This is a genomic window from Faecalicatena contorta, assembly GCF_021531995.1.
Taxonomy (GTDB): domain Bacteria; phylum Bacillota; class Clostridia; order Lachnospirales; family Lachnospiraceae; genus Dorea_A; species Dorea_A contorta_A.
The window spans coordinates 1-12,237 of the sequence record NZ_JAFBIZ010000096.1 but is presented as its reverse complement, the minus strand read 5'-3'; the positions used below and the strand labels follow the sequence as shown (position 1 = coordinate 12,237).

Genomic DNA, 12,237 nt, shown 5'->3' with positions numbered 1-12,237 from the left:
CAGGAGATGTATGTATGAACGGCGGATTGTCGCAAAATATAGTTGTATCTACATTTTGCGGCAGTCCTTCTTTTTTTACTAAAAATGCAGGAGGAAGGAGAAAAAGATAATGGAGAAAAAGTATATAAATGATTGGATTGTACAGGGGATCGCAGATGATTTTTAATATAGTATTTATTGCAGTCCTGTTACGAGTTTCCTATACAGATCTGAGATATCAGAGAATCGATGATGAATGGATTGTTGTAATTCTTATACTTTCCATACTGGCAATTCCGGTCATGAATGATATCACTCTTGTTTCACGACTTGTCGGAGGAGTCTGTGTCAGTTTTCCGATGCTTCTGATCACAACAGGGTATCCCGGAGCGTTTGGAGGAGGGGATGTGAAGCTGATGGCTGCCGGCGGATGTTTCCTGGGAGCGGAAAAAGTTCTTGCTTCGGTAGTTCCGGCAATATTCAGTGCAGGTGTATATTGTCTGTATCTGCTGATTGTAAAACGAGCCGTTCGAAATACCGCCTTTTCGCTGGGACCATTTTTATGCCTGGGAATGGTATCTGTGTTCATAATAAAGTAAGAATTCTGATGTTGCAGGTGTAGAGAAAAGTAAATATAATATTATTATCCGGGGATATTCACTCGTGATGAAAACAATGCATAAGCAAAGAGATAAGGAACGTGGATTATGAATTTACTTACAATGGAACATATTACCAAGTCGTATACAGACAAAGTGCTGCTTGATGATGTGGATTTCAGCATTAATGAGAATGAAAAAATCGGGGTCATCGGAATTAATGGGATGGGAAAATCAACGCTTCTTAAGGTGACAGCCGGTATAGAGCCATGTGATTCCGGCAAGATCAGCATGGGGAGCCAGGTAAAGATCTGCTATCTTCCGCAGACTCCGGTATTCGAAGAGGGAACAACGGTCCTGAGAGCTGCAGTTGAGGGAAATATAGATGAAATGAATCAATGGACGATCGAAGCAGATGCAAAATCCATGCTGAATCAGCTGGGCTTTACAGATTATGATGAACATGTGGAGCATTTGTCCGGAGGGCAGAAAAAAAGAATCGCTCTTGTGAACGCACTTCTGACACCTGCAGATATACTGGTGCTGGATGAGCCTACAAACCATCTGGATAATGCGATGTCAGAGTGGCTGGAGGAGTACCTCATTCAGTTTCGGGGAGCGATTCTCATGGTAACACATGACCGGTATTTTCTGGATCGTGTTTCCAACAGGATTCTGGAAGTGGATCAGGGAAAATTATACAGCTATCCGGGAAATTATTCTGAATTTGTACGCCTGAAAGAAGAACGGCAGAATATTGCTCTGGCAACAGAACGCAAGAGAAAGAGCCTGCTGCGGACAGAACTGGAATGGCTGAGTCGGGGAGCAAGAGCCAGAAGCACAAAACAAAAGGCACATATTGATCGGATCAGAGCGATGCAGGAGATGAAGGATATTCAGGAAGAAAAAAGAGTCGTGCTGGATTCTGTGTCATCCAGAATGGGAAATAAAACAATTGAACTTCAGAATATATCCAAGTCATACGATAAGAAAAAATTGATTGAGGATTATAACTACATATTTCTGAGAGATGACAGAATAGGTATTATCGGACCGAATGGATGCGGCAAGTCAACACTTCTTCGGATCATTAACGGAATTGTTCCACCGGATACTGGACGGATTGAGATTGGACAGACGATCCGGATCGGATATTTTTCTCAGGAAAATGAATATATGGATACATCTATGAAAGCGATCGATTATGTGAAAGAAGCGGGAGAGTATATTGCAACTTCCGAGGGAAGAATTACCGCTTCACAGATGTTGGAACGTTTCCTGTTTGACGGGGCGATGCAGTGGTCGAAGATTGAGAAGCTGTCAGGAGGAGAAAGAAGAAGATTATATCTGATGCGTGTTCTGATGGAGGCGCCGAATGTGCTGATACTGGATGAGCCGACAAATGATCTGGATATTCAGACACTGACGATTCTGGAAGATTATCTGGATCATTTTGACGGAATTATCATCATCGTATCTCATGATCGATATTTTCTGGATCGAACCGTAACCAGGATCTTTTCGTTTGAAGGTAACGGAACAATCCGTCAGTCTGAAGGTGGATATTCTGATTATCTGATACGAAAGGAACTGGAAAAACCAGAAGAAATCACAGAGAAGCCACAGGGGAAATCAGAAAAAACGGATTCTCCGGCAAAAAAGGCATGGAAACAGCCTTCTACAAAGCTTAGATTTTCATATAAGGAGCAAAAAGAATTTGAAGTGATTGATGACGAGATTGCAGCTCTGGAAGACGAGATTGAATGTCTGGATCAGAAAATTGCTGAAAACGCGACAAATTCTGCGAAATTGAATGAACTTGTTCAGAAAAAGGAAGAGACGGAAATGGCTCTGGAAGAAAAGATGGATCGATGGGTCTATCTGAATGATCTGAACGAAAGAATTCAGGAACAGGAGAAATAATTATAATTAACGGGAATGGGGGAAGACATTATGTGGACACGAGAACGTTTAAAAATGAATGGAAAGATTGCTTTTAAGAGGAATTACCTGCCGTGTGTAGGAGTTGCTTTTATTATGTCAATCATAACAACGCTTCTGAATTCAGGAAATACAGGAGGAAGAGTATCTCAGAATTACAGCTATTACAGTGAAGGAAGTGGAATGACCGGAGAATATCTTTCGTTTCAGGTGCCGTTTTTTGGCTTGCTGACCGGTGGTGTGCTGGTTGCAGGAACGATAGTCGGACTCCTGCTTGCCATCTTTGTGGGAACGGTAATTGAAATGGGCGGAAAACGTTTCTTTGTATTAAATAAGACAGGAATACCATCTGTGGGGGTGGTTCTGGATGGTTTTAAATCCGGAAATTATGGGAATGTTGTGTTAACCATGTTTTTAAGAGAACTGTATACGGTACTCTGGTCGCTCCTTCTGATCGTTCCCGGAATCATAAAATATTACGAATATCTGATGGTTCCTTATATTCTGGCTGAGAATCCGGGAATGAATCGGAAAGAAGTGTTTGCAATCAGTAGGAGAATGATGAACGGTCAGAAGATGGAGACATTTGTACTGTCATTATCCTTTATCGGCTGGGATCTTCTCAGTGTGGTTACATGTGGCATTGCAGGAATATTCTATGTTGTTCCTTACAAGGAGGCAACATTTGCGGAACTCTATGCGTACAACAAAGCAATGGCATATGAAGAAGGATATATTCGGTAAATGGCAGGAGAGTGATATGGCAATCAATAAATCTATGCGGAAGGTATTGAAGGCACTTTCCTTTGACGGAATCGAAGTGGAAGCATCCAGACATCTGGCGAATCTCAAGGCCATTGACCCACTGAAGATCTTTCATAAAACGATCGATTACAAGATATACAATGGAGATTACGAGGTGCCGGTGCGCCTTTATCTTCCGGATGAAGCCGTGTCCGGAAAGCTTCCGGTACTGTTGTTCTTTCACGGAGGCGGCTGGGTTACAGAAAGCATAGATAATTATGAACGTATCTGTGCGAGAATGGCAGAAGCTACCAACCATATAGTGGTGTCTGTTGGTTATAGACTGGCTCCGGAGTATCCATTTCCAACGGGACTGAATGATTGTTATGCTGCGACAAAAGAAATCTACAGGAATCATTTTCTCCTGAATACGGATCCGGATAAGATTACATTGATCGGAGACAGTGCGGGAGGGAATCTGGCAGCCGCGGTATCACTGATGGCAAGGGATAGGGGAGAGTTTTTTCCACAGCGCCAGATATTGATCTATCCTGCAGTAAACAATGATTACAGTGAGAATTCTCCGTATGAGTCGGTAAAGACGTGTGGGAGTGATTATCTTCTTACGGCTGGGAAAATGCGGGATTATCTCGATTTCTATGCTTCGGATGAAGGGGATAAAGAAAATAAATATTTTGCACCTTTGTTGGAGACAGATTACAGAAATCAGCCGAGAACATTGATTCTGACTGCAGAATATGATCCACTCAGGGACGAAGGAGAGGAATACGGAAAAAGGCTGAAAGAAGCAGGAAATGATGTGGAGATCCATCGAATTCCAGATGCTCTTCACGGATATTTTGCATTGGGAATCAGTTATTATCATGTAAAAGAAAGTTTTCAGATCATCAATCGGTTTTTAGGGGAGGACTAAAACATTGTTTCAACAGAGACGGGCGTACTGGCGCAGCCTGGATAATGCGGCAAAGCTGTTTTCAGCAGCCAGCAGTCCAAAAGATACACGTGTTTTTCGGTTTTATTGCGTACTAAAAGAGAAAGTGGATGGAAAAGTTCTTCAGGAGGCGCTGAATCAGACTATTGAGAAGTATCCGGTCTTTTTATCGGTAATGCGTAAAGGGCTGTTCTGGCATTATCTGGAAAAAAGTGAATTAAGGCCGGTCGTACGGGAAGAATATAAGGAGCCGTGCAGCTGTCTGTATGTGCGTGATAAAAAAAACCTGCTTTTTGAAGTGACATACTACGAAAAGCGGATCAATTTTGAAGTATTTCATGCGTTGACGGATGGAACCGGTGCAACAGAGTTCCTGCGGGAACTGGTAAAGAATTATCTGTATCTGATTCATAAAGAAGAGGGGCTGGAAAAGGCAGAGCTTACAGGTACGTACCTGACGGTCAAAGATCAGGAAGATGACAGCTTCAGCAGGTATTATAATCCAAATCTTCAGAGACAAAAGAAAAAGAAAAATCATGCATACCAGATAAGAAAGAGAAGGGGAGAGTATGAGCCTCTGCAGGTGAAGGAAAGTTGTGTGTCGGTAAAAGAATTTCTAGAGGTTTCGAGGGAAAAAGAGGTATCCATGTCTGTTCTCCTTACGGCAGCTTTTATCAGCGCTATACATGAAGAAATGAGCAGGATTCAGGAAAAAAGACCGGTCATATTGATGGTTCCGGTTAATCTGAGAAAGATATTTCCATCAGATTCTATGCTGAATTTTTTCAGTTATATCGAGCCGGGATATCAGTTTGGTACAAAACAGGAATCATTTGAGGATGTCCTGAATATGGTCAGAGAGTATTTTAAAGAGAATCTGTCAAAAGAGAATATGGCTGGACGGATGAATGAATTGATTGCCTATGAAAAACATAAGATCTTGAAATGGGCTCCTCTGGAATTGAAAAACCGGTGTATCCGTGCGGGAGCCAAAATGGCAGAAAAAGAAGTGACAGCAGTCCTTTCCAATATGGGTGTAGTGAAGATGCCTGATGCGTATACTCCATATATTGAACGGTTCGGAGTGTATACCAGTACCAATCGCACGGAACTGTGTGTATGCTCGTTCGGGGATGTTCTGTCGTTTGCTTTTACCTCGCGTTATGACAGTTCTAACATACAGCGCAATTTCTACCGGATTTTGGAAGATCTGGGAATTACTGTGCATATGGCTGAACCGGAATTCCCAGAAAATGTGAGGCCGAATTATGAAGGCCGAAAGTTTTTTCAGATATTTTCTTATTGCTGTATCGCTGCAGTCATCATCAGTATTATGGCAAATGTGATCCTGTCGCCTGGAAGATACTGGTCAAAGTTTGTGGCAGCGGGAAGCCTCAGCATGTGGATTACGATGGCAGTTGGATATCTGAAGCGTTATAATCTTCTGAAAAATGCAACCTGGCAGCTATTGATCGTTACGGTCGGCTGTATCCTATGGGACAGAGCAACCGGGTGGAAGGGATGGTCTGTTGATTTTGCAGTCCCAAGTATCTGTATATTAATACAAGTGTCCATGCTCATCATATCCAGAATCTATTCACATTCGCCGAGAGAGTATATGATTTATTATGTGATGGCATCGGTATATTCTATATTGGTTCCTTTTGTACTTCTGGCATTTCAGGTCATTACATTTCGGGCACCAGCCGTTATCTGTGTGGGATGCAGCTTTTTATTCTTGACCGGGTTGATTATATTCAGAAAAAAAGAGTTTCATGAAGAAATGTATAAAAAATTTCATATATAGGTATAAATTTTCCTTACATCAAAAAAAACAGCGTGATATAATAAAATATGTAGGTTGTTAGGTTGGCCTGATCTCTGGAAAAGAAAATCGGATTGACTGACTGGGAAAACAAGAAACAGACAGGAGGTAAATATGTTCAAGATAGGTGATTATGTTGCGCATTATAAAGAAGGTGTCTGTGAAGTAATGAATATTGGACCGCTTAATATGAGCTGTTCAGATAAGGGAAAAGAGTATTATACTTTACGACCGTTGTATGACGTGGGTGGAACATTATATACACCGGTAGACAATGTGAGACGGCAGGTTCGGGCAGTGCTGTCAGGAGAAGAGGCACGGAAGCTGATTGATGAAATGCCCAGTATTGATACCTTGTGGGTTGAGAATGAGAAAAAAAGAGAAGAGTTGTACCGGGAGGCTTTGATGAAAAATCAATGCAGAGAGTGGGTCGCAATCATAAAAACATCATACCAGCGAAAGATAAAGAGACTGTCATCAGGGAAAAAGTCAATTAATATTGATGAAAAATATCTGAGTATGGCAGAACGTTTCCTGTATGGGGAGCTGGCGGCAGCTCTGGATATGCCGAAAGATGAAGTGAAAAATTATATTATCAGACAGTTGGATTCATAAAAAAGACTGCCACAAAAATATATTTTGTATTTTTGTGGCAGTCTTTTATCTGAAGAATTATCTGGCTGCCTTTTCTGCATATTCTGTAGTAACAAGATTCTCATAAGGTGCACGTGTGGTGAGTTCTCCGGCCTCTTCCAGGATATCCTGCAGAAGATCAAAACTCTCTTTCCGGAAGATCAGATCTTCTTTCCAGGTATCCTGATCGTAATATCGGGTGATGATTGTGGTGATTGTGTCAAGATCTGTTTCTTTGAACTGGGGAGCAATGACAGCTCCGATCTCTTCCGGCGTATGTGTCTGTACATAATCCATTCCTTTTTGAATTGCATTGGTGAATCCCTGGATGATATCAGGATTATTCTTGATATAGCTATTTTTGGCAGAAAACGCGGTATATGGAACATAACCGCTGTCAGTTCCAAGAGAGGCAACAACATGGCCTTTTCCTTCTTTTTCCAGGTTAGTTGCACCAGGCTCAAATTCAACGGTAAAATCTGCTTTCCCTTCAGAAAATGCAGCGGCAGTTGAGCCAAAATCAATACTCTGGTCAATTTCAAGATCTGTAGCAGGATCAATGTCATTCTGTTTTAAGATATATTCAAATACCATTTCAGGCATGCCGCCTTTCCGCCCACCCAGTACGTATTTTCCTTTCAGGTCTTCCCATGTAAAATCAGGCATTTCTTCTCTTGCTACCAGGAAGTTCCCGGCGCGTTGTGTCAGCTGTGCAAAGTTGACGACATAGTCGACGGCACCCTCATTGTAGGTATAGATGGACGCTTCGGAGCCCATGAAGCCAATATCTGCGCTTCCGGAAAGTACAGCAGTCATTGTTTTATCTGCGCCAAAGCCGGTTACGAGCGTTAATTCGATTCCTTCTTCTTCAAAGTATCCTTTTTCAATCGCTACATACATCGGGGCATAAAAGATGGAGTGTGCTACTTCGTTTAAAGTCACCTCTTTTAATTCCTGTGAGGAATCAGAGGCAGTCTTTTTTTCTGAATCAGATCCGGCAGTTTTTTTTGCTGTATCGGTGGAAGTGCAGGCAGTGAGCATTCCCATCAGCAGAGCAGTCGTCAGAAGTATGGACAGCATTTTCTTTTTCATAAGATCCTCCTTGATATGTTTTTGCACAGACCAGAGTGACAGAGGCAGCTTTGATCTGTATTACACTTAACGGTATATTATATTCTCGGAAAAAAATATGGTGAAAAAGATATGAGGAATATAATGAAAAAGAAATATGACCTATGTTACAATGGTAAAAGCAGATGTCTATAGATTGGGGGATGTGTGTGGTATGTTGGGGAATACTGCTGCAAAAAAAGAAGAACAAAAAAATATATATGTGAACAATCCGATCACGGAAGGAATCATCTGGAAACAATTGCTGATTTTTTTCTTTCCGATTGTTGTGGGAACTTTGTTTCAGCAGTTGTATAATACGGCGGATGCAATCATTGTCGGAAGATTCATTGGGAAGGAGGCGCTGGCAAGTGTCGGCGGTTCATCGGCTGTTCTTACATATCAGGTAGTTATGATCTTTTCAGGTCTTGCTTCTGGTGCAACGGTTGTAATTTCGCAGTTTTTTGGATCGAATAATACAGAAAAACTGCACAGGGCCCTGCATACAGCGTATGCGTTTTCAATAATTGTAAGTCTCGTTCTTGCATTTCTTGGATGGTTCGCAACTCCATGGCTTTTGGCTGTAATGAAGACACCGTCAGAGATCATGAATGATTCGATCCTGTATCTTCGAATCTATTTTCTGGGGATCATATTTACATTGATCTATAATATGGGTTCAGGAATTATGCGGGCAATCGGCGATTCGAAAAAACCACTTTATTATCTGATCGTCTGTTGTGTGCTCAATATTTTGCTGGATACTCTTCTTGTGGTTGTGCTTCATATGGGAATTGCGGGAGCAGCGCTTGCAACAGTCCTTTCGCAGAGTGTCAGTGCCTGCCTGGTGACTCGTTCGCTGATGAGAGATTATGATGCGCTTCGGCTGGAACTTCGTGCAATACGTCTGGATGGTCCGATCCTTGGGTCGGAGCTTCGTATCGGGCTCCCAGGAGGAATGCTCTCCTGTATGTATGGACTGACTAATATTATCATTCAGACTGCAGTGAATGAATTGGGAACGGATACGACTGCTGCATGGGCGGCATTTGGAAAGATGGATCTGATCTTCTGGGCGGTGAGTGGTGCATTTGGAATTGCGGTCACCACATTTTCCGGACAGAATTATGGGGCGGGAAAGCTTCAGAGAGTCTATAAGAGTGTACGGGTATCATTGGGAATGAGCCTGGGAATATGCGGAGGAATCCTGCTGATTCTGATCATCTTTGCAAGACCTCTTTTTGTGATGTTTACTTCGGATGAAAATGTAATCAATATCGGTGTATACATTCTGCTTCGCATTACACCAAGTTATATTATCTATGTATTTGTAGAGATATTTACCGGTGCACTTCGAGGAATCGGAGATGTCATGGTACCGATGCTGATTACTACAGGTGGGGTAATTGGTGTCCGTCTGCCGTGGATACTAATTATGACGCCGATCCATAAGGATATCTCAACGATCATTATCAGTTATCCACTGGCATGGGCGGCCACTGCGTTGTTTTTAATCCCGTACTATTTTTATAAAAAGAAAAAGATGAACAGGCAGTGGGACGGGGAGATTATACCCGGTCGTGATTGATCTCTTTGTAGAAAAGCTGTTCGATAATATCCTGCTGATCGGTCTGTCCAAGTACCCACATAAGCTTTGCAACGATGGATTCGGTTGTCATATCGCCTGCCTGCAGGATGCCGGGATGGTCGCTGTATTTTTTGCCGACCTGGTAGACTGCCAGGTCGCATCCTTCTTCCGGAACCTGGGTAGTGACGGCAATGGTTTTTCCGGAATCCACCCAGGAAAAGATTGCTTTCTCGAATGAATCATCGTATTCCGGTATGCCGCCGATTCCAAAGGTTTCCAGAATGATTGCATCATAGTGGCTGCTCAGCAGTTCAAAAATATCAGCCTTAACTTCAGGCGTCAACTTCAATACAAAGACGCGGTCGTTGAGTTGACTGTAGGTCTTAAGATCTTCCGGAGCCGGAAGAGTCTCTGAGTAATAGCGGATGATCCGATTGTCACGGATGACCGCGAGTTCCGGAAAATTCATGCTTTCAAATGCATCAAAGCTGTGGGTGCGCTGCTTGCGGCCACGGGTTCCTGCTACTGCTTTTCCGTTGAATACAATGCAGACATTACAGGATGCATCATCTGACGCATAGAGAATACTCTGGTATAGATTGATCTTGGCATCTGTATATGGATTGGCCATCGGCTTTTGAGAACCTGTCAGTACGATGGGTTTTATACTGTCCTGAATCAGATAGGAGAGTGCGGCAGCCGTATATGCCATGGTATCTGTACCATGGAGAATGACAAATCCATCATATGCGTCATAGTGTTCCATAATACAGTCACGGATCTGAAGCCATTGCCTTGGCCGCATATTGGTACTGTCGATGTTCATCAGCTGTAGAACTTCCAGACTGCACAGATTCCTGATCCCCGGTACGCTGGCAGCCAGTTCTTCCCCAGTTACAACCGGTGTCAGCCCAAGGGAACCTTCTTTGGAGGCGATGGTGCCTCCAGTCGCTATCATTAGTATTTTTTTCATGGATTCCACCTCTTATACATATCAATAATTATAATCCATATTTAGAGTATCCATGATATGGGTGGATGTCAAGAAAAATATCTTGATTACCGATGTTTGTGAGAAAGGTCTGAAGAATCTGCCTTCCGGCTGTCGTTGGTTTCCGGACGGATGGTAGAAGCGTGCCCGTGCGGCGGCAGAAAATGATACAGATCTTCATAGGATTCGAGTTCTGCATCCGAGACAGGGTTTGCAGGAATCAGTCCGGTACAGTCCATAGAAGAAGCTGCGTTGGAAAGATAATCAAAGTCGTCAATGATGTCGGAATTCTTTTTTTTCAATCTCATCACCTCCGTTCAGGAATAAAATGTGTAGAAAAAACAAAATTTATACTGTATAATGTTTCCGTGAGTTTAGAACGCATCAGAAAAAGGAAGAAGGACAGAATATGAACATTGAGATTGACACGCATACACATACACTTGTCAGTGGTCATGCATACAGTACGATCTGTGAGATGGCGCGGACAGCGGCTGAGAAAGGGCTGAGAGGACTGGCGATCACGGAACATGCGCCGGATATGCCTGGAAGCTGCCATCTGTATTATTTTCAGAATCTGCATATCGTGCCGAGACAGCGGTACGGAGTAGAGCTCCTGATGGGAGCAGAGCTGAATATTCTGAATGAACAGGGAGAGGTGGATCTTCCTGCAAAACTTTCAGGAGAACTGGATCTTATCATTGCCAGTATTCATCTTCCGTGTTACAAAGGTGAGAAGACAAAAGAGAAGATCACACAGGCTTATCTGAACGCAATGGAAGCAGAATATATTGATATTATAGGTCATCCGGATGACGGCAGACTTCCGGTGGATATGAAGCAGCTTGTAAGAAAAGCGAAGGAGACAGGAACGCTTCTGGAAGTGAATAATTCTTCGCTTCGTCCGGATGGATTCCGGGAAAATACATGGGAAAACTGTCAGGAAATGCTTCGGGAATGTAAGGAGCAGGGGGCAATGATCGTTCTCGGAAGTGATGCACATATAGATGTTGATGTTGCGGGATATGAGTATTGTTACAAAGCCCTGGAAGAATGTGAGTTTCCAGAAGAACTGGTTGCAAATGTTACGATGGAAAAATTAAGGGCCTCGGTAAAACATGGTAAAAAACTATAGACTTTGCAAATTTACTGTGTTAAAATGTAACAGTAATGAATCTGTTACAAAAGGAGATAGCGTTATGAGTAAAAAAATCAGGACTGAGGCAGTAGATTATCTTTTTAGTGCCATACTTAGTCTGGAAAATAAAGAAGAATGTTATACATTTTTCGAAGATATATGTACAATTAATGAGTTGCTCTCATTATCACAAAGATTCGAAGTGGCAAAGATGTTAAGGGAGCATAAGACTTATCTTGAGATTGCGGAGAAGACAGGAGCTTCAACAGCTACAATCAGCAGAGTCAATCGTTCTTTGAATTATGGAAACGACGGATATGACATGGTATTCGCACGAATCAACAAGAACAGTGAAGATGAACAATAGAATATATATAAATAAAAAAGAAATAAGGCATCACCTTATTTCTTTTTCTTTTTGCCGTTATTATCCGTATCAGAAGATGCAAGCTGACTGTCCAGCAGTTTTTCCACGATCTGTTTTTTTACATAAATATCAAAACTCAAATTGCAGATAAAAGCAAAGAGTTGAAGTTCTTTCCGTTCGTTTTCAGGAACATCTTCAAAACATTTATATGCAGAGTTATAGGAGCGGATAATTTCTTTCTGAAATTCCGGAATTCTGGATTTTTCAAGTTCGCATACTTCTTCATAGATGGATGTGATCGAAAAATCCTTTTCATTGTCAAAATATTTTTCAGTTATAGGGTTCAGCATGGTTTCAATATCTTTTATTG

General features: G+C 42.2%; 12 protein-coding genes and 1 pseudogene. 9 read left to right on the top strand and 4 right to left on the bottom strand.

Annotated elements, in window-relative coordinates:
• Positions 1 to 155: 155 nt before the first annotated feature.
• The 6 genes from JQM82_RS11935 to JQM82_RS11910 all read left to right on the top strand — a co-directional run bounded on the left by JQM82_RS11935 (position 156) and on the right by JQM82_RS11910 (position 6,655).
• On the top strand, positions 156 to 578 hold the full coding sequence (locus JQM82_RS11935) for an A24 family peptidase (protein WP_235250565.1): 423 nt from the start codon (positions 156 to 158) through the stop codon (positions 576 to 578).
• Positions 579 to 686: 108 nt separating this feature from the next.
• Complete coding sequence (locus JQM82_RS11930) at positions 687 to 2,501, top strand: ABC-F family ATP-binding cassette domain-containing protein (protein ID WP_235250563.1); 1,815 nt, start codon at positions 687 to 689, stop codon at positions 2,499 to 2,501.
• 30 nt (positions 2,502 to 2,531) lie between these two features.
• Positions 2,532 to 3,263 (top strand): DUF975 family protein, encoded by a 732-nt coding sequence (locus tag JQM82_RS11925; protein ID WP_235250562.1) that lies wholly within the window; start codon positions 2,532 to 2,534, stop codon positions 3,261 to 3,263.
• Between the two features lie 16 nt (positions 3,264 to 3,279).
• Positions 3,280 to 4,197: an alpha/beta hydrolase gene (locus JQM82_RS11920; RefSeq protein ID WP_235250561.1), complete on the top strand. Its 918-nt coding sequence runs from the start codon at positions 3,280 to 3,282 to the stop codon at positions 4,195 to 4,197.
• 4 nt (positions 4,198 to 4,201) lie between these two features.
• On the top strand, positions 4,202 to 6,022 hold the full coding sequence (locus JQM82_RS11915) for a DUF6320 domain-containing protein (RefSeq protein ID WP_235250560.1): 1,821 nt from the start codon (positions 4,202 to 4,204) through the stop codon (positions 6,020 to 6,022).
• A 132-nt stretch (positions 6,023 to 6,154) separates the two neighbouring features.
• Positions 6,155 to 6,655 carry a CarD family transcriptional regulator gene (locus tag JQM82_RS11910; protein WP_235250559.1) on the top strand — a complete coding sequence of 167 codons (501 nt, stop codon included), beginning with the start codon at positions 6,155 to 6,157 and terminating at the stop codon, positions 6,653 to 6,655.
• Between the two features lie 57 nt (positions 6,656 to 6,712).
• Here JQM82_RS11910 and JQM82_RS11905 read toward each other — a convergent pair whose 3' ends face one another.
• Positions 6,713 to 7,765 (bottom strand): ABC transporter substrate-binding protein, encoded by a 1,053-nt coding sequence (locus JQM82_RS11905; protein WP_235250558.1) that lies wholly within the window; start codon positions 7,763 to 7,765, stop codon positions 6,713 to 6,715.
• A 193-nt stretch (positions 7,766 to 7,958) separates the two neighbouring features.
• Here JQM82_RS11905 and JQM82_RS11900 point away from each other — a divergent pair, with 193 nt between their 5' ends.
• Complete coding sequence (locus JQM82_RS11900; RefSeq protein WP_235250566.1) at positions 7,959 to 9,371, top strand: MATE family efflux transporter; 1,413 nt, start codon at positions 7,959 to 7,961, stop codon at positions 9,369 to 9,371.
• Here JQM82_RS11900 and JQM82_RS11895 read toward each other — a convergent pair.
• Together JQM82_RS11895 and JQM82_RS11890 are read right to left on the bottom strand one after the other, a co-directional pair.
• Positions 9,352 to 10,344, bottom strand: coding sequence for an asparaginase (locus tag JQM82_RS11895; protein WP_235250557.1), 993 nt, complete (start codon positions 10,342 to 10,344; stop codon positions 9,352 to 9,354). The two genes, JQM82_RS11900 and JQM82_RS11895, sit on opposite strands and share 20 nt — an antisense overlap.
• 86 nt (positions 10,345 to 10,430) lie before the next feature.
• The gene (locus JQM82_RS11890) at positions 10,431 to 10,670 is read right to left on the bottom strand and encodes a hypothetical protein (protein ID WP_235250556.1); all 240 of its coding nucleotides are present in this window, start codon (positions 10,668 to 10,670) and stop codon (positions 10,431 to 10,433) included.
• A gap of 101 nt (positions 10,671 to 10,771) precedes the next feature.
• Between JQM82_RS11890 and JQM82_RS11885 the strand changes: the two genes are divergently transcribed.
• Positions 10,772 to 11,497, top strand: coding sequence for a phosphatase (locus tag JQM82_RS11885; RefSeq protein ID WP_235250555.1), 726 nt, complete (start codon positions 10,772 to 10,774; stop codon positions 11,495 to 11,497).
• A 64-nt stretch (positions 11,498 to 11,561) separates the two neighbouring features.
• The gene (locus JQM82_RS11880) at positions 11,562 to 11,867 is read left to right on the top strand and encodes a YerC/YecD family TrpR-related protein (protein ID WP_235250553.1); all 306 of its coding nucleotides are present in this window, start codon (positions 11,562 to 11,564) and stop codon (positions 11,865 to 11,867) included.
• A 35-nt stretch (positions 11,868 to 11,902) separates the two neighbouring features.
• Here JQM82_RS11880 and JQM82_RS11875 read toward each other — a convergent pair.
• Positions 11,903 to 12,237 (bottom strand): annotated as a pseudogene (locus tag JQM82_RS11875) (hypothetical protein); the annotation flags it as partial.

What these genes read in the sequence shown, in the direction of transcription:
- JQM82_RS11935 (WP_235250565.1), top strand. Translation starts at nt 156, where the DNA reads ATGATTTTTAATATAGTATTTATTGCAGTCCTGTTACGAGTTTCCTAT.
- JQM82_RS11930 (WP_235250563.1), top strand. Translation starts at nt 687, where the DNA reads ATGAATTTACTTACAATGGAACATATTACCAAGTCGTATACAGACAAA.
- JQM82_RS11925 (WP_235250562.1), top strand. Translation starts at nt 2,532, where the DNA reads ATGTGGACACGAGAACGTTTAAAAATGAATGGAAAGATTGCTTTTAAG.
- JQM82_RS11920 (WP_235250561.1), top strand. Translation starts at nt 3,280, where the DNA reads ATGGCAATCAATAAATCTATGCGGAAGGTATTGAAGGCACTTTCCTTT.
- JQM82_RS11910 (WP_235250559.1), top strand. Translation starts at nt 6,155, where the DNA reads ATGTTCAAGATAGGTGATTATGTTGCGCATTATAAAGAAGGTGTCTGT.
- JQM82_RS11905 (WP_235250558.1), bottom strand. Translation starts at nt 7,765, where the DNA reads ATGAAAAAGAAAATGCTGTCCATACTTCTGACGACTGCTCTGCTGATG.
- JQM82_RS11900 (WP_235250566.1), top strand. Translation starts at nt 7,959, where the DNA reads ATGTTGGGGAATACTGCTGCAAAAAAAGAAGAACAAAAAAATATATAT.
- JQM82_RS11895 (WP_235250557.1), bottom strand. Translation starts at nt 10,344, where the DNA reads ATGAAAAAAATACTAATGATAGCGACTGGAGGCACCATCGCCTCCAAA.
- JQM82_RS11890 (WP_235250556.1), bottom strand. Translation starts at nt 10,670, where the DNA reads ATGAGATTGAAAAAAAAGAATTCCGACATCATTGACGACTTTGATTAT.
- JQM82_RS11885 (WP_235250555.1), top strand. Translation starts at nt 10,772, where the DNA reads ATGAACATTGAGATTGACACGCATACACATACACTTGTCAGTGGTCAT.
- JQM82_RS11880 (WP_235250553.1), top strand. Translation starts at nt 11,562, where the DNA reads ATGAGTAAAAAAATCAGGACTGAGGCAGTAGATTATCTTTTTAGTGCC.